The organism is Burkholderia sp. HI4860 (assembly GCF_002223045.2).
Lineage (GTDB): Bacteria > Pseudomonadota > Gammaproteobacteria > Burkholderiales > Burkholderiaceae > Burkholderia.
This window is the reverse complement of the sequence record NZ_NKFO02000003.1, coordinates 1,752,465-1,768,641: the sequence shown is the minus strand read 5'-3', so window position 1 is coordinate 1,768,641 and position 16,177 is coordinate 1,752,465. Positions and strand designations below refer to the sequence as shown.

The following is a 16,177-nucleotide window of genomic DNA, read 5'->3' as shown; positions in this document are numbered from 1 at the left end:
GGGCCGGCCGTGGTTGCCATGCTTCCGTCCTGTTTGGCACGCATGTTGCGTAAACGAGGGCAGCGCAATTCCAACCGGCGCTGTACTCACACAAGCACGATGAACAGGAGACATGTATGAACCCGTTTGACCTGAAGCAACTGGGCCTCGACGTCGAATACCCGTACCGTCAGCAATACGACAACTACATCGGCGGCAAGTGGGTTCCGCCGGTGAAAGGTGAGTACTTCGAGAACGTGTCGCCGATCAACGGCCAGCCGTTCTGTCGGATCCCGCGCTCGGGCGCCGACGACATCGAGCTCGCCCTCGACGCCGCGCACGCCGCACGGCGCAAGTGGGGCAAGACGTCGGTCGCCGAGCGCGCGAACCTGCTGCTCGCCGCCGCCGACCGGATGGAAAAGAACCTGAAGCTGCTGGCCGTGGCCGAGACGATCGACAACGGCAAGCCGCTGCGCGAGACGATGGCGGCCGACCTGCCGCTCGCGGTCGACCACTTCCGCTATTTCGCGGGCTGCATCCGCGCGCAGGAAGGCGGCATCTCCGAAATCGACGACAACACCGTCGCGTACCATTTCCACGAACCGCTCGGCGTCGTCGGCCAGATCATCCCGTGGAACTTCCCGTTGCTGATGGCCGCGTGGAAGCTCGCGCCGGCGCTCGCGGCCGGCTGTTGCGTGGTGATGAAGCCGGCCGAGCAGACGCCGGCATCGGTGCTGGTGCTGATGGAGCTGATCGGCGACCTGTTCCCGGCCGGCACGATCAACATCGTGAACGGCTTCGGCAAGGAAGCGGGCGAAGCGCTCGCGACCAGCAAGCGCATCGCGAAGATCGCGTTCACCGGCTCGACGCCGGTCGGCAAGCACATCCTGCGCGCCGCGGCCGACAGCCTGATCCCGTCGACGGTCGAACTGGGCGGCAAGAGCCCGAACATCTTCTTCGCCGACGTGCTCGACCAGGACGACGCGTTCCTCGACAAGGCGCTCGAAGGGCTCGCGATGTTCGCGCTGAACCAGGGCGAAGTGTGCACGTGCCCGTCGCGGATCCTGATCCAGGAATCGATATACGAGAAGTTCATCGAGAAGGCGGTCGCGCGGGTCGAGCGCATCAAGGCCGGCCACCCGCTCGACCTGCAGACGATGATCGGCGCGCAGGCGTCGCAGCAGCAGCTCGACAAGATCCTGTCGTACATCGACATCGGCCGCGGCGAAGGCGCGCAATGCCTGACCGGCGGCGAGCGCACGGCGCCGGCGGCGGAACTCGGCACGGGCTACTACGTGAAGCCGACGATGCTGCTCGGCAACAACAAGATGCGCGTGTTCCAGGAAGAGATCTTCGGGCCGGTGGCGTCGGTGATGACGTTCAAGGACGAGCAGGAGGCGATCGAACTCGCGAACGACACGTTCTACGGGCTCGGCGCGGGCGTGTGGACGCGCAACGGCACGCGTGCGTACCGGATGGGCCGCGAGGTCGAAGCCGGCCGCGTGTGGACCAACTGCTACCACCTGTATCCCGCGCATGCGGCGTTCGGGGGCTACAAGCAGTCGGGGATCGGCCGCGAGACGCACAAGATGGCCCTGTCGAACTATCAGCAGACGAAGTGCCTGCTGGTGAGCTACCAGGCCGAGGCGCTCGGGTTCTTCTGATCCGTGCGCGGGCGTCCTGGCCGGCCGGCGGTGGTAGGCGTCGGCCGGTCGGGACGCCGTCTCGAGCGGCAAAGCTTCGGATACCGGACGGTCGTCGAACGCGTATCGCGCCGGTCGGCGGTGGTTGCCTGGCCGACGACCGGTGCGCGGATGCATGCCGCGCGACCGACCGGCGATCCCGAGATTGACCGTTTCCGCCCATTCGCATTCGCAACCCGGCATCGGTCGCGCATTGCCGCGGCCTTCGCCGGAAACGATACCGATGGTCGTTCGTTTTCCGCGGCAAGTCGAGCCGGCGCGCCGGACGTAAAACGCCATGTCAGAACCGCCCCGATCCTATCCACGCCATCCCGTGTTCCATGCAGGTGAACTCGACGCGCATCACCGCTTCGGCGTCGCCGACGAGGCCGAGCGGATGAGCGACGTCGTGACGACGCGGCTGAGCATGGGCGTGCGGCAGTTCATCGAGACGCAGCCCTTCATGTTCGTCGGCACGGCGTGCGGCGGGCAGGCGGGCGTGACCTGCGACATCGTCCAGAGCCGGCGCGACGCGAACGGCGACCTGCTGCCGGTCGTGCGCGTGATCGATACGAAGACGCTGCGCTTCGTGCTGCCGGTGTACGGCGAGAGCGACGGCGGCCGGATTGACGCGGCGCGGTGTAATGGCAGCGGCGTCGGGTTGCTGTTCGTCGACTTCGTGCGCGGCATCCGTTACCGGATCAACGGGCGCGCGACGCTGCGGACCGATCTGGCGGGTGCGGACGCGGCGCCGTGGCCGGCCGGCAGCGCGATCGTCGAGTTGGCGGTGACTCAGGCGTACGGCAATTGCGGCACGCGCGTCGTGCGGTTGCGGCCCGCGAACGGTGGCTAGCCGGTCGCCGCGCAGTGCCGGGCGGGCGCTGCGTATCGGATGCGCCGGCGCGGCGCGTGCCGCACCGACGGGGTGCGTGCGACAAGGCGTTCGGGCATGCCCGCATGGCGCTTCCGTGCCGCGCAGCGTCGAATGACGGACTTTGCGCGGGTCGCGCGCCGTTCGGCACGGGACTTGCGTGGCAGGTGCGGTTCCGGGCAGGTGAGGGGAGGACACGATGGACCAATACGTGGCGTGCAGCGAAGAACCGACGGCCGAAGACACGCGGCGCAACGCGCAGGGTGACGACGCGCTGGCCGGGCAGGCGGTCGTCAGCGTCGCGCATGACGCCGACGAGCAGGCGCGCAACCTGATCGGCTGGCGGCAGACCTATGACCAGCTCGCGGCCGGCCGCTTCGTCGGCACGCTGACCGAGCTGCCGCTCGACACGATGAAGCTGTTTCGCGAATCGACGAGCCACCTGCTGCGCCAGGCATGCGAGGTGCGCGGCGATGCGTACTGGTTCGGCATTCCGCTCGTGAGCGACGGCACCGCGCGCGTCGATGCGTGCCGCATCGGGCCGGGTGCGCTCGCGTTCCGGCCCGGCAACGTGGAGTTCGAACTGGTGACGCCCGCGCAGTTCTCGATCTACGGTGTGGTCGTGCGCGGCGACGTGCTGCGTCACTACGCGGAAGACGTCGAACACCGCGCGCTCGACGAGCGGCTGTTCACGCAGCGCGTGATGCAGGTCGGCGATGCGCGGCTCGCGCGCCTGTGTGCGCTGCTCGGCCGCCGGCTCGACGGCGCGGTGGCGATGGCCGGCCCGCTGGCCGATGCGCAGCGCGACGACCTGCAGGCCGAGGTGCTGGCCGCGCTGTTCGACGCGTGCGCGCAGCCGGCCGACGATGATTCGGGCCGTGCGCCGTCGATGCGCCGCTGGATCGTCGACCAGGCGCGCGACTACGTGCTCGCGCACCGCACGCGCCCGGTCGGCGTGCCCGAGCTGTGCGAGCAGTTGCACGTGAGCCGGCGCACGCTGCAGTACTGCTTCCAGGACGTGCTCGGCATGGCGCCCGCCACTTACCTGCGCACGCTGCGGCTGAACGGCGCGCGGCGTGACTTGTGCGGCCGCGCGGCCGGCTCGGTGCAGGACGTGGCCGAGGCGTGGGGCTTCTGGCACCTCAGCCAGTTCGCGACGGATTACCGGCGGCTGTTCGGCAAGCGGCCGTCGGAGACGCTGCGCGATCGCGCGGTGATGGTGGCGGTGGGGTGAGCGTGGGGCGGTAGGCGAAGCGGGTCTGGTTTAGACGCGGCCTTCGGCTCAGGAGCAGGCACCGGCACCGGCTCCGGCACCGGCACCGGCTCCGGCACCGGCACCGGCACCGGCTCCGGCTCCGGCTCCGGCTCAGGCTCAGGCTCAGGCTCAGGCTCAGGCTCAGGCTCAGGCTCAGGCTCAGGCTCAGGCTCAGGCTCAGGCTCAGGCTCAGGCTCGGGCTCAGGCTCGGGCTCAGGCCGCGCGTACACGCAGCGACGTTTTCAGCCTCCCAACCGGCCGCCGCACCCTGTTCCCCTATTCGGCCGTAGCCGCCGCTTCGCGCGGCGCGGGCCACGCCAGCGCATCCCAGTCGATCGCGCGATAGGCGGCCTCGACCGCCGCGAGATCGGCCGGCCGCTCGCTGCGATGCATCCCGAACAATTCGGCGGGCACGTCGAGCGCGACCGGCACGCAATGCGGGTAGTCGCGCACGCGCAGCGCCGGCCCGATCGTCGTGAAACACGCGAGCGTCGGCACGTCGAAACCGTCGGCGAGATGGAGCGCGGCGGTATCGGGCGCGAACAGCAGGGCGGCACCCTTGACCCATGCGATGAACCGGGCCGTATCGTCGGCCGCATCGGCGCTCACGTCGACATAGGCGGGATGGGCGACGGGCCCGAACCCGGCCACCGGCAATCCGTAGCGCTGCGCGAGTTGCTCGACGAACGTTGCCCGCAGCGCGGGCGGCACGCTGCGCAACGCGGTGCTCGCGGTCGGGCAGAACAGCACGTACGGGCGCCGCCATTCCTCGGGCAGCGCAGGCAGCGGCAGCCGCGCGAGCCAGCGGTTGCGCTTGGCCGACGCCGGTACCGACTCGGGCTCCACGCCGAGCGCGTCGAGGAAGAAATCGATCATCGGCAGCCGCGCGAACGCGGGCCAGTACAGGTGATTGCCGACGTCGATGCACGGTGCATCCGCCGGCAGCGTGTCGGCGCGGTACGGCAATGCGCGCGACGGCGCGACGAGGTCGGCCGCGAGCGCATACAGCGCCTCGACGTAGCGCGGCGCGCGGGCCGGCCGGTACAGCGTGAAGTGCAGGCCCGGGTGCGCCGCACGCAGCGCGGCGAGGGCGGTGAGCCCGATCACCGAATCGCCGAGCGTGACGCCCATTCCGTTGATCACGTGCACGTGCCGTGCGCGGTCGTAGTCGAGCCGGAACGGCCGGTGCGCGGCGTGCAGCAGGCCACGCGCGGACGCGGCCGGCACGTGGCCGACGGCGCGCGCGCCGCCCTGCTCGAGGTCGTATGGCGCGACGAGCGTGCCGTCCGGCGCGAGCAGCGTGCCGGGGAGCGTGAGCGCGTCGTCGTGCGACAGCGCGACGGCGGGCGGCGCGGCGTGCGTGCCCATCGTCATCCGCCGCGCGCGCGGCGGCCCTGTTCGCGGATCTGCTCGAGTGTCGCGGCCGGCGTGCTGGCGTCCTGCGGGATGCGGATCTCGATCAGCGCGGGCAGCCCGCAGGTCAGTGCGCGCTCGAGCGCGGGTGCGAAATCGGCGGTGCGCTCGACGGTCTCGCCATGCGCGCCGAACGCACGCGCATACGCGGCGAAATCGGGATTCGTGAGCCCCGTGCCATGCACGCGCCCCGGGTAGTTGCGCTCCTGATGCATGCGGATCGTACCGAAATGCCCGTTGTTGACGACGATCACGACGATGTTCAGCCCGTACTGCATCGCGGTCGCGAGCTCGTTGCCGGCCATCATGAAGCAGCCGTCGCCCGCGAGCGCGACGACGGCGCGCGACGGGTACAGCGACTTCGCGGCAAGCGCGGCCGGCACGCCGTAGCCCATCGCGCCGCTGGTCGGCGCGAGCTGCGAGCGGAAGTGCCGGTACGCGAAGTGGCGATGCAGCCAGATCGCATAGTTGCCGGCGCCGTTGGTGAGGATCGCGTCATGCGGCAGGCGCTCGCGCAGCTGCACCATCACGTCGCCGAGCTGGACGTCGCCGGGCATCGGCAGCGGCGCATGCCATTCGCGGTACGCGCGATGCGCGTCGGCAGGGGTGCCGGCCCACGCCGGGTGGTCGGGCGCCTCGAGCGCGGCGAGCGGCGCGGCGATTTCGGGCATGCCCGACACGATCGGCAGGTCGGCCGCATACACGCGGCCAAGCTCGTCCGCGCCCTGATGTACGTGGATCAGCGTCTGGCGCGTCTTCGGGATGTCGAGCAGCGTGTAGCCGCCGGTCGTCGCTTCGCCGAGACGCGGCCCGATCACGAGCAGCAGGTCGGCGTCGCGGATGCGCTTCGCGAGCGCGGGGTTGATCCCGAGCCCGACGTCGCCCGCGTAGTTCGGGTGCGCGTTGTCGATCGTGTCCTGGTAGCGGAACGCGCAGGCCACCGGCAACTGCCAGCGCTCGACGAAAGTGCGCAGGTTCGCGCACGCGTCGGGCGTCCAGCCGCTGCCGCCGACGATCGCGAACGGCCGCTCGGCGCGCGCGAGCCGCTCGCGCAGTTCGTCGAGCTGCGCGGCCGACGGCGCGGCTGCGACGCGTTTTGCGGCCGGCACGACCGGCTGCGGCGCGCACGCGTCGGACAGCACGTCTTCCGGCAGCGCGAGCACGACCGGACCGGGGCGGCCCGACGTCGCGACGTGGAATGCATGGCTCAGGTATTCGGGGATACGGCGCGGGTCGTCGATCTGCGCGACCCATTTCGCCATCTGGCCGAACATCCGCCGGTAGTCGATTTCCTGGAAGGCTTCGCGATCGAGGTGCTCGCGGGCGCACTGGCCGACGAACAGGATCATCGGCGTCGAATCCTGGAACGCGGTGTGCACGCCGATCGACGCATGGGTCGCGCCGGGGCCGCGTGTGACGAACGCGATGCCGGGGCGGCCGGTGAGCTTGCCGACGGCCTCGGCCATGTTCGCGGCGGCCGCCTCGTGGCGGCAGACGACCGTCTGGATGCGCGCGGTGTCGTCCGCCAGCGCATCGAGTACGGCGAGGAAACTCTCGCCCGGCACGCAGAACACGCGTTCGACGTGATTGGCGAGCAACGCATCGACGAGCAGTCGTGCGCCGGTGGTGGCGGGCTGCTCGAGATCCTTGGAATGCGACATGGGCTGCCGTCTCCCTGGGTAGCGGGACGTACAGCTTACGCCCGTTGGGCGGCCCCTGAATAGTGTCGGAACACGTAGGGATGCGGGGCATGCAACGCGGTTTCGGCCGAACGGCCAGCTTGTGCGTGCCGCCCCAACGCAGAAGAATTGAACGCTACGAATGTCTCGCCGGCCCGCTCGGCGTGGGGTTACGGAAGGGGCCGCGTCCGCGAAGAAAAGAGCGGCGTGCCGGCGTTCGCGTCCGAATCGATACCGAGGTAAGCGCTGATGTACACACATGGATTTACATCGTCGGCCAAGCGGATATACTGTACATCCACAGTACATCCGGATCTTGGGGGCGACATGCATACGACGAGGGTATTTCGGAACGGCAACTCGCAGGCCGTGCGAATTCCTGCCGACCTTGCCTATGAACGCAGTGATATCGAACTGGAAATCGAGCGCATCGGCGACGAAATCCGCATTCGGCCGGCGCGGCGGCCGTTGACCCGCGTCCTCGAGAAATTCGCGAAATTCGGGCCGGATTTCATGGCCGAAGGGCGCGGCGACCACGAGCAGGCCGAACGCGAGGGTTGGTGATGCCGCGCTACATGCTCGACACCAACATGTGCATCTACCTGATGAAGAATCAGCCGGAGCAGGTTGCGAGGCGGTTTGCGCAGTGCTACACGGGGGACGTCGTGATGTCGGCGATCACGTACGCCGAGCTCGAGTACGGCGTCGCGGCGTGCGCGAGCCCTGCGCGGGAGCGCGGCAATCTTGCCGCGCTGATCGACGACATTCCGGTCGCGCCGTTCGACGTCGCGGCGGCGCAAGCGTATGGTCCGGTTCGCGAGGCAACCCGGGAGCGGAAGAAGGATCACCTCGACAAGCTGATCGCCGCCCATGCGGTGTCGCTCGATGTCGTACTCGTGACCAACAACGAGCGGGATTTTGTGAGCTATCCGGGATTGCGGCTGGAGAACTGGCTGGACGATTGATCAGGGCACGCAGGGCGCCCGAGGGTCATGCGAGACGTCGGATTGTCCCGCATGACGCCCGGATCCAGCATCAGCACTCGACGATATTCACCGCCAGCCCGCCGCGCGACGTTTCCTTGTACTTCGTCTTCATGTCGGCGCCCGTCTCGCGCATCGTCTTGATCACCGAGTCGAGCGACACGTAGTGCGAGCCGTCGCCGCGCAGCGCCATGCGCGCCGCGTTGACCGCCTTCACCGACGCCATCGCATTACGCTCGATGCACGGGATCTGCACCATCCCGCCGACCGGGTCGCAGGTGAGGCCGAGGTTGTGTTCCATCCCGATCTCGGCCGCGTTCTCGACCTGCCGCGGCGTGCCGCCGAGCACGGCCGCGAGCGCGCCGGCCGCCATCGAGCACGCGACGCCCACTTCACCCTGGCAGCCGACTTCCGCGCCCGAAATCGACGCGTTGAGCTTGTAGAGAATGCCGATCGCGGCGGCCGTCAGCAGGAAGTCGATCACGCCCTGTTCGTTCGCCCCGGGCGTGAAGCGCGTGTAGTAGTGCAGCACGGCCGGGATGATGCCGGCCGCGCCGTTGGTCGGCGCGGTGACGACGCGGCCGCCGGCTGCGTTTTCCTCGTTGACCGCGATCGCGTACAGGTTGATCCAGTCGATCATCGACAGCGGATCCTGCAGCGCGCGCTCGGGGCTGCCCGTCAGCGTGCGGTACAGCTGCGGCGCGCGGCGCTTGACCTGGAACGGGCCGGGCAGGTTGCCGTCTGCTTCCGGGTTGCCGATCCCGCAGCCGCGCGACACGCACGACTGCATCACGGCCCAGATCTTCAGCAGGCCGTCGCGCGTCTCTTCCTCGGTGTGCCATGCGCGCTCGTTTTCCCACATCAGCTGCGCGATCGACTTGCCGGTCGACTCGGTCAGCGCGAGCAGCTCGGCGCCGGTGCGGAACGGGTGGGTCATCTGCTCGGCCGCGCTCAGCACCTTCGTGTTCGGTGCGCCGGCCGTCACGACGAAGCCGCCGCCGACCGACAGGTAGGTGCGCTCGACCAGCACGTTGCCGCTCGCGTCGGACGCGCGCAGTTTCATCCCGTTCGGGTGCTCGGGCAGCGCCTGACGGTAGAACGCGATGTTCTCCTTCAGCACGAACGGCACCGGATGCGTGCCGAGCAGCGCGAGCTGCTTCGATTTGCGGATGTCTTCCAGCCGCGCGTCGATCGTGTCGGGATCGACGGTGTCGGGCGCGTCGCCGAGCAGGCCGAGCATCACGCCGCGATCGGTGCCGTGGCCCTTGCCGGTCGCGCCGAGCGAGCCGTACAGCTCGACCTTCACGTGGGCCGTCGCCGCGAGTTGCCCGTCACGCTCGAGTCCCTGGACGAACATCAGCGCCGCGCGCATCGGCCCGACCGTATGCGAACTGGACGGGCCGATGCCGATCTTGAAAAGGTCGAAGACGCTGACTGCCATAGTGATTCCTGCCTTGCTTTAAGAATGTGCTAGCGCGCCTGCAATGGCAGGCACGCGGCGAGCCATGCGGGCGGCGTTGGGGAAAGCTGCTGCGCGACGCGGGCATAGCGCCCGTCGAGCCGCGCAGCCAGATGAAAGAGTTCGGTGGCGTTTTTCGGGTCCCACTGCCCCGTGTAGCCCGGCAGGCCGGCCTCGCGGCGCTTCGCGTCGAACGGCACCGGCGAATTCACGAATTCCTCGTGGGTTTTTTCGCCGAGCGCGTACGGCACGAGCCAGTCGAGCGCGGCCGCGAGCGTCGCGCCGTTCGCGCCCCGTTCGCGCAGCCAGTTGCGGTTGAAGCGGCGCGCGGCGAGCGCGGCCGTCACCAGCGGCTGCAGGTCGTAGACCGCGTAATGCAGCGCATCGCGTTCCTCGAAATCCCAGGTCTTGCCGTCCGGGCCGATGTTGTCGGCGAGATGCTCGACGAACAGCCGCTGCGCGGCGTTCATCATCTTGCGGTCGCCGAGCGTGAACGCGGACAGCGCGATCAGCTTGATCCGGTGGCTCTGCCAGTTGTTGCGCCAGGTGCCCGTGAGCGGACGCTTCTGCGCGTCGATCTGCGCGACGTAGCCGGCGCCGAGCTTCGCGATGAACGCGGCCGTCGCGTTGCGGGTCTTCACCGGCAGCGCGCTCGCGGTCATGTCGTACGCGACGATCAGGCTTTCGAAACGCGTCTCGTCGATCGGGTTGAAGCTCGGCTGGTAGGTCGCGACCCACGCGGACAGGAAGCGGTCGACGAGCTGCAGGTAGCGCGGCGCGTTCGTCACGCGCCACGCGAGCGCGGCATCGCGCATCAGGTCGAGATCCTTCAGCGCGGCGGCACTCTGGTCGTAGATGCCTTCGTGCGGCAGCGTGCCCTCGGTGTGCACGCGCGCCATCGCCTTCGGCTGCTCGCCGATGCGCGCGTCGACGCTGCGGATCAGCGCCTGGATGCCCGGCTCGGCCTGTGTCGTCTCGCTCGCCTGCAGTGCCGGCGCCGCGCAGAAATTCATCGCCGCGCGCGCGCTGCCGGACGCGCCGAGACCGGCGGCGGCAAACGACAGCGACGCGACGAGCATCGGCACGACGCGGCGCGCGCGCGGCCGCGCTTGCATTGCACCATGGCCCGGAAACATCGGACGCACCATGCGGAACTCCTTCATTGGCTGGATCGCGTGTGATGTTAGCCGGATTGGCGGACGAACGTGAACCGGTTCGAGCGGCGAACAAAAAACCGCACGCAACTCCGGGTTGCGTGCGGTGCGGTCACCATCGGGCGGCTCCTGGGCTGGCGCGCGTTATGCGTAGTCCGACATCGGCACGCACGAGCAGAACAGGTTGCGGTCGCCGTAGACGTTGTCCGCGCGGCCGACCGGCGGCCAGTACTTGTTCGTGCCCAGCGACGCGACCGGGTACGCAGCCTGCTCGCGCGAGTACGCGTGCGGCCATTCGTTCGCGGTGACGACGGCCGCCGTGTGCGGTGCGTGACGCAGCGGGTTGTCCTCGCGGTCGGCGCGGCCTTCCTCGACGGCGCGGATTTCTTCGCGGATCGCGATCATCGCGGCGATGAAGCGGTCGAGTTCTTCCTGCGACTCCGATTCGGTCGGCTCGACCATCAGCGTGCCCGGCACCGGGAAGCTCATCGTCGGTGCGTGGAAGCCATAGTCCATCAGGCGCTTCGCGACGTCGTCGACGGTGATGCCGCTCGATTCCTTGATCGGACGCAGGTCGAGAATGCACTCGTGCGCGACCAGCCCGCCCGGGCCCGAATACAGCACCGGGTAGTGCGGCGCGAGGCGCTTCGCGATGTAGTTCGCGTTGAGGATCGCGGTTTCCGTCGCGGCGGTCAGGTTCTTCGCGCCCATCATCGCGATGTACATCCACGAGATCGGCAGGATCGACGCCGAGCCGTACGGCGCGGCCGACACCGCGCCGATGCCGTCTTCTTCACGCGTGTAGCCGGTCGAACGCTGGTTCGGCAGGAACTTTGCGAGGTGCGCGCCGACCGCGACCGGGCCGACGCCCGGGCCGCCGCCGCCGTGCGGGATGCAGAAGGTCTTGTGCAGGTTCAGGTGCGACACGTCGCCGCCGAACTGGCCCGGCGCGGTCAGGCCGACCATCGCGTTCATGTTCGCGCCGTCGACGTACACCTGGCCGCCGTGCGCATGGACGATCTCGCAGATCTCGCGGACGTTCTGCTCGAACACGCCGTGCGTCGACGGATACGTGATCATGATTGCCGCGAGGTCCTTCGCGTGCTGCTCGGCCTTCGCCTTCAGGTCGGCGATGTCGACGTTGCCCTGCGCGTCGCAGGCGACGACCACGACCTTCATGCCGGCCATGTGCGCGGATGCCGGGTTTGTGCCGTGCGCCGACGCCGGGATCAGGCACACGTCGCGATGGGCTTCGCCGCGCGACGCGTGGTAAGCGTGGATGATCAGCAGGCCCGCGTACTCGCCCTGCGAGCCGGCGTTCGGCTGCAGCGACACGGCTGCGTAGCCGGTGGCCGCGACGAGCATCTGCTCGAGCTGGTCGATCATCTCGCGGTAGCCGACGGTCTGCTCGGCCGGCGCGAACGGGTGGATGCGGCCGAATTCGGGCCACGTGACGGGCAGCATTTCCGACGTCGCGTTCAGCTTCATCGTGCACGAGCCGAGCGGGATCATCGAGCGGTCGAGCGCGAGATCCTTGTCCGACAGGCTGCGCAGGTAGCGCAGCATTTCGGTTTCGGAATGGTGGCGGTTGAACACGTGGTGCGTCAGGTACGCGCTCGTGCGCTCGAGGCCGGCCGGCAGCGCGGGGACGCCGGCGAGGCCCGCATCCAGCGCGTCGACGGCCGGCGCGGTGCCGCCCGCGGCCTGCGCGAACACGGCGAGGAGATCGGCGAGGTCGTCGCGCGTCGTCGTTTCGTCGACCGATACGCCGACTTGCGTGTCGCTCACGCGCCGCAGGTTGATGCGCTTCGCCTTCGCGAATTCGTGAACCTGCGCGGTGCGCGCGCCGGTGTCGATCGTCAGCGTGTCGAAGAACGTGTCGTTGACGGTCGCGAAGCCGAGCTGCTTCACGCCGGCGGCGAGCAGCGCCGCGATGCGGTTCACGCGCAGCGCGATCGTCTTCAGGCCGTGCGGGCCGTGGTAGACCGCGTACATGCTGGCCATGATCGCGAGCAGTGCCTGCGCGGTACACACGTTCGACGTCGCCTTCTCGCGGCGGATGTGCTGTTCGCGCGTCTGCAGCGCGAGGCGCAGCGCGGGCTTGCCCTGCGCGTCGACCGTCACGCCGACGAGGCGGCCCGGCATCTGGCGCTTGAATTCGTCACGCACCGCGAGATACGCGGCGTGCGGGCCGCCGAAGCCCATCGGCACGCCGAAGCGCTGCGTGTTGCCGATCGCGACGTCCGCGCCCCAGTCGCCCGGCGGCGTGAGCACGGTCAGCGCGAGCAGGTCGGCCGCGACGACCACGTGGCCGCCGGCCGCGTGGATCGCTTCGGTGAGCGCGCGGTAGTCGCGCACGTCGCCGTTCACGCCCGGGTACTGCAGCAGCACGCCGAATGCATTCGCTTGCGCGGCGTCGGCGGCCGGGCCGGTCTTGACCTCGATGCCGACCGGCAGCGCGCGCGTGCGGATCACTTCGAGCGTTTGCGGCAGCACGTCGTCGGCGACGTAGAACACGTTCGACGTCGGCTTGCCGGTGCGCTGCAGCAGCGTCATCGCTTCGGCGGCGGCGGTGGCTTCGTCGAGCAGCGACGCGTTCGAGATCGCGAGGCCGGTGAGGTCGGCAACCATCTGCTGGAAGTTCAGGAGCGCCTCGAGGCGACCCTGGGAAATTTCGGGCTGGTACGGCGTGTAGGCCGTGTACCACGCCGGGTTTTCGAGCACGTTGCGCAGGATCACGGCCGGCGTGTGCGTGTCGTGGTAACCCTGACCGATATACGAGCGGAACACCTGGTTCTTGTCCGCGAGAACCCGCAGCGCGGCGAGGGCTTCGGCTTCGCTCTTCGGCTGCGCGAACGGGCCGAGCGGCAGCGTTTCGGCGCGGCGGATCGAGGCCGGGATCACGGCGTCGATCAGGGCGGCGCGCGTCGGGAAGCCGAGCGTGTCGAGCATGGCCTGCTGGCTGGCGGCGTCGGGGCCGATGTGGCGTTCGGCGAACGCGTCGTGCGTTTCGAGCGCGGCGAGCGAGAGGGGCGTGCGGTTCATCAGGCGGTCCGGGTGTTCGAGCTTCATGGCGTGACTCTGGTTCCGCGCGCGCCGAGCCGGCGCCGCGCGGATCGGGTAGGGAAATTAGTCGATCAGCTTGCTGTATGCGTCAGCGTCGATCAGCTTGTCGGTCGACGCGCCGGCCGCGAGCTTGATCTTGAACAGCCACACGCCGTACGCGTCGCTGTTCACTTCTTCCGGCGAATTGGCGGCATCTTCGTTGATCGCGACGACCTCGCCGGACACCGGGGAGTAGATGTCGGATGCGGCCTTCACCGATTCGACGACGCCGACGGCGTCGCCCGCCGTCACCGACTTGCCGACTTGCGGCAGTTCGAGGAAGACGATGTCGCCGAGCGTGCTCTGCGCGTGATCGGTGATGCCGACCGTCAGCGTGCCGTCCGCCTCGGTGCGGATCCACTCGTGTTCGTCGGTGTATTTCAGATCGGCCGGGACGTTGCTCATCGGATGCTCCTGGATAAAAGGGTGTGTTCGTTATGCTGGCGCGCCGCCGGGGCGCGCCGGGTGTGGTGTTGCGCCGGGCGCCATCTCCCGGCTTCCCGGGAGGCGGGCCTCCCGGCCGTTACGCAGCGAGGACCTTGCCGTTGCGCACGAACGGCAGTTTTACCACGCGCGCGGGAAGATTCTTGTCTCGAATTTGCACCTGGACCAGGTCGCCGATCTGGACGGCCGCCGGCACGCGCGCGAACGCGATCGATTCCTGCATCGACGGCGAGAACGTGCCGCTCGTGATCTCGCCTTCGCCGTGCGGCGTGACGACTTTCTGGTGCGCGCGCAGCACGCCGCCTGCCTTGCCGTTTTCCTTCTGCAGGATCAGGCCGACGAACGCGGCGCGGGTGCCGTTGGCTTCCAGTGCGGCGCGGCCGACGAAGTCGCGCGGCGCGGAGAGATCGACCGTCCACGCGAGGCCCGCGTCGAGCGGCGACACGGTGTCGTCCATGTCCTGGCCGTACAGGTTCATGCCGGCCTCGAGGCGCAGCGTGTCGCGCGCGCCGAGCCCGCACGGGCGCACGCCGTTTTGCTGCAGCGCGTTCCACAGCGCTTCGACGTGCACGGCCGGGACGATCACTTCGAAACCGTCTTCACCGGTGTAGCCGGTGCGCGCGACGGTGAGATCGCCGAACGGCGTGCCGGCGACCTGCGCGGCGTTGAACGGTTTCAGTTCGCTGGTGGCGGCACGCGCGGCGGGCACCGTCGCCCAGGCTTTTTCGCGGGCGTTCGGGCCTTGAACGGCGATGATCGCGAAATCGCGGCGCGGCGCGATCGTGACGCCGAAGCCGCCTTGCTCGTTCAGCTGGTTGAACCACGCGATGTCTTTCTCGGCCGTGCCGGCGTTGACGACGACGCGGAAGAATTCTTCGGTGAAGTAGTAGACGATCAGGTCGTCGATGACGCCGCCCTGCGGATTGAGCAGGCACGAGTAGAGAGCCTTGCCGGGCGTCTTGAGCTTGCCGACGTTGTTCGCGATCGCATGCTCGAAGAACGCGCGCACGCGGCTGCCGGTGAAATCGACGACGCACATGTGCGACACGTCGAACATGCCGGCGTCGGTGCGCACGGCTTCATGTTCTTCGATCTGCGAGCCGTAGTTGACGGGCATGTCCCAGCCGCCGAAGTCGACCATGCGGGCATTGAGCGCGCGGTGCGCGGCGTTGAGCGGGGTGTGATTCAGTGCAGTCATCGAGGCCTCAGGCAAGGCGCTTGCGCGCGGATCAGAACGGCCATGTGCCGACCACCGCGGCCGATGGCCTGCGAGCGATCCGGTACATGCCCCTCTGTCCTCGATACCTGAGAGATTGCGTTGCCGGCCAGGCCTGGCGAACGCGCGCCCCTTCGGTGGGCAGCTTGCCCGCGCAGCGGATGCGCTGCGGGCTACTGCCGCTCTCCAGAGTGCGGGGAGAGTGTGGCCCGCGCAATGCGCGGACGGGATTCCCCGACGCGGTCGGTCCTTTTGCCTGAGAGTTTGCGGGTGTGCCCCTTCGGCGGCGCAACCGGCTGAAACAGCCCGGTCACACGCTCTCCCGACGCGTGCGGGCGACTGTACGCGAGCGGGTGGGCCTTGTCAATTTGAGCAAAAGAATGTCGCTTCGCGACAAGCGGCGGCAACCGGTGCCGCCGCTTTTTTACGCTCCGGCGGGCGCCGGTGCGTTACTCGCCGATCGCGCGCGCGGCCGTGTCGAGTTCCTGGTTCAGCACGCGCTGCTCGTCGCCGGACAGGCCGCCGCTGTGTTGCGCGGACATGTCGTTCGATTCCTGGCGGATCACGTCGAGGCGATGATGCAGCTGCGCGCCGTACGGCGGCGGGTAGTAGCCGCCGTTCACGCGCGCATCGATGCGGCGGTGCAGGTTGTCGATCCGGCCCTGGATCTGCTGCATCCGCTCGTTCGCGACGACCTGCGGATTGGGCCGCGGCGGGGGCGCCGGGCGGACCGGCTGCTGCGGCTGCACGATACAGGCCGCAAGCGAGGAAACCAGGGCGCAGCACACTGCTGCGCGAATCAACCGTTGCATCAACATTCTCCTGACGGATTGGTGTCGGATCGACTTTTTTGAGAAACGCATCAGACCAGTCTGCCGCTGACTTTCGTTCCCCCGGCATTTGTAACCGAATGTTCCGGCTGATCCCGGTGCACCGG

The 16,177-nt window shown here is 68.8% G+C and carries 13 protein-coding genes and 2 riboswitches; of the genes, 5 read left to right on the top strand and 8 right to left on the bottom strand.

Translation table 11 applies throughout. The features are described 5' to 3' along the window. The first annotated feature begins 116 nt into the window (after positions 1-116). The 3 genes from CFB34_RS23490 (at position 117) to CFB34_RS23480 (ending at position 3,766) form a co-directional block, all read left to right on the top strand. Positions 117-1,643: an aldehyde dehydrogenase family protein gene (locus CFB34_RS23490; protein WP_089438944.1), complete on the top strand. Its 1,527-nt coding sequence runs from the start codon at positions 117-119 to the stop codon at positions 1,641-1,643. 316 nt (positions 1,644-1,959) lie between these two features. Next, positions 1,960-2,514, top strand: a complete 555-nt coding sequence (locus CFB34_RS23485; protein ID WP_089438945.1) for a hypothetical protein — start codon at positions 1,960-1,962, stop codon at positions 2,512-2,514. Positions 2,515-2,731: 217 nt separating this feature from the next. Next, positions 2,732-3,766, top strand: a complete 1,035-nt coding sequence (locus CFB34_RS23480) for a helix-turn-helix domain-containing protein (protein WP_089438946.1) — start codon at positions 2,732-2,734, stop codon at positions 3,764-3,766. 297 nt (positions 3,767-4,063) lie between these two features. Here CFB34_RS23480 and CFB34_RS23475 read toward each other — a convergent pair whose 3' ends face one another. Further along, positions 4,064-5,161 carry an ADP-heptose--LPS heptosyltransferase gene (locus CFB34_RS23475; protein ID WP_089438947.1) on the bottom strand — a complete coding sequence of 366 codons (1,098 nt, stop codon included), beginning with the start codon at positions 5,159-5,161 and terminating at the stop codon, positions 4,064-4,066. After that, entirely contained in the window at positions 5,158-6,861 is a 1,704-nt protein-coding gene (locus CFB34_RS23470; protein ID WP_089438948.1) for a thiamine pyrophosphate-binding protein, read from the bottom strand. Before CFB34_RS23470 ends, CFB34_RS23475 begins: the two co-directional genes overlap by 4 nt. Positions 6,862-7,206: 345 nt before the next feature. On the opposite strand from CFB34_RS23470, the gene vapB reads away from it, so the two are divergent. Then, a complete protein-coding gene (gene vapB / locus CFB34_RS23465; protein WP_089438949.1) occupies positions 7,207-7,443 on the top strand; it encodes a type II toxin-antitoxin system VapB family antitoxin in 237 nt (78 codons plus the stop codon). Further along, positions 7,443-7,844 (top strand): type II toxin-antitoxin system VapC family toxin, encoded by a 402-nt coding sequence (locus CFB34_RS23460; protein ID WP_039351354.1) that lies wholly within the window; start codon positions 7,443-7,445, stop codon positions 7,842-7,844. Before vapB ends, CFB34_RS23460 begins: the two co-directional genes overlap by 1 nt. Positions 7,845-7,914: 70 nt before the next feature. On the opposite strand, the gene CFB34_RS23455 is transcribed toward CFB34_RS23460, so the two are convergent. The 6 genes from CFB34_RS23455 to CFB34_RS23430 form a co-directional block, all read right to left on the bottom strand. After that, positions 7,915-9,303 (bottom strand): L-serine ammonia-lyase, encoded by a 1,389-nt coding sequence (locus CFB34_RS23455; protein WP_089438950.1) that lies wholly within the window; start codon positions 9,301-9,303, stop codon positions 7,915-7,917. Positions 9,304-9,332: 29 nt separating this feature from the next. Next, on the bottom strand, positions 9,333-10,469 hold the full coding sequence (locus CFB34_RS23450) for an alginate lyase family protein (RefSeq protein ID WP_089438951.1): 1,137 nt from the start codon (positions 10,467-10,469) through the stop codon (positions 9,333-9,335). A 150-nt stretch (positions 10,470-10,619) separates the two neighbouring features. Further along, positions 10,620-13,547 carry an aminomethyl-transferring glycine dehydrogenase gene (gene gcvP, locus CFB34_RS23445; protein WP_089438952.1) on the bottom strand — a complete coding sequence of 976 codons (2,928 nt, stop codon included), beginning with the start codon at positions 13,545-13,547 and terminating at the stop codon, positions 10,620-10,622. Positions 13,548-13,604: 57 nt separating this feature from the next. After that, positions 13,605-13,985, bottom strand: a complete 381-nt coding sequence (gene gcvH, locus CFB34_RS23440; protein WP_089430428.1) for a glycine cleavage system protein GcvH — start codon at positions 13,983-13,985, stop codon at positions 13,605-13,607. Positions 13,986-14,103: 118 nt separating this feature from the next. Beyond that, positions 14,104-15,222, bottom strand: a complete 1,119-nt coding sequence (gcvT, locus tag CFB34_RS23435) for a glycine cleavage system aminomethyltransferase GcvT (protein ID WP_089438953.1) — start codon at positions 15,220-15,222, stop codon at positions 14,104-14,106. 84 nt (positions 15,223-15,306) lie between these two features. Next, positions 15,307-15,440, bottom strand: a riboswitch (glycine riboswitch). 33 nt (positions 15,441-15,473) lie between these two features. Further along, positions 15,474-15,575: riboswitch (glycine riboswitch) on the bottom strand. Between the two features lie 114 nt (positions 15,576-15,689). Further along, on the bottom strand, positions 15,690-16,052 hold the full coding sequence (locus tag CFB34_RS23430; protein ID WP_039351336.1) for a hypothetical protein: 363 nt from the start codon (positions 16,050-16,052) through the stop codon (positions 15,690-15,692). Positions 16,053-16,177 lie beyond the last annotated feature (125 nt).

Coding starts and splice junctions, on each gene's coding strand:
- CFB34_RS23470 (WP_089438948.1), bottom strand. CDS start 6,861: ATGTCGCATTCCAAGGATCTCGAGCAGCCCGCCACCACCGGCGCACGA.
- CFB34_RS23455 (WP_089438950.1), bottom strand. CDS start 9,303: ATGGCAGTCAGCGTCTTCGACCTTTTCAAGATCGGCATCGGCCCGTCC.
- CFB34_RS23460 (WP_039351354.1), top strand. CDS start 7,443: ATGCCGCGCTACATGCTCGACACCAACATGTGCATCTACCTGATGAAG.
- CFB34_RS23430 (WP_039351336.1), bottom strand. CDS start 16,052: ATGCAACGGTTGATTCGCGCAGCAGTGTGCTGCGCCCTGGTTTCCTCG.
- CFB34_RS23450 (WP_089438951.1), bottom strand. CDS start 10,469: ATGGTGCGTCCGATGTTTCCGGGCCATGGTGCAATGCAAGCGCGGCCG.
- gcvH (WP_089430428.1), bottom strand. CDS start 13,985: ATGAGCAACGTCCCGGCCGATCTGAAATACACCGACGAACACGAGTGG.
- CFB34_RS23475 (WP_089438947.1), bottom strand. CDS start 5,161: ATGACGATGGGCACGCACGCCGCGCCGCCCGCCGTCGCGCTGTCGCAC.
- gcvP (WP_089438952.1), bottom strand. CDS start 13,547: ATGAAGCTCGAACACCCGGACCGCCTGATGAACCGCACGCCCCTCTCG.
- gcvT (WP_089438953.1), bottom strand. CDS start 15,222: ATGACTGCACTGAATCACACCCCGCTCAACGCCGCGCACCGCGCGCTC.
- CFB34_RS23490 (WP_089438944.1), top strand. CDS start 117: ATGAACCCGTTTGACCTGAAGCAACTGGGCCTCGACGTCGAATACCCG.
- CFB34_RS23480 (WP_089438946.1), top strand. CDS start 2,732: ATGGACCAATACGTGGCGTGCAGCGAAGAACCGACGGCCGAAGACACG.
- CFB34_RS23485 (WP_089438945.1), top strand. CDS start 1,960: ATGTCAGAACCGCCCCGATCCTATCCACGCCATCCCGTGTTCCATGCA.
- vapB (WP_089438949.1), top strand. CDS start 7,207: ATGCATACGACGAGGGTATTTCGGAACGGCAACTCGCAGGCCGTGCGA.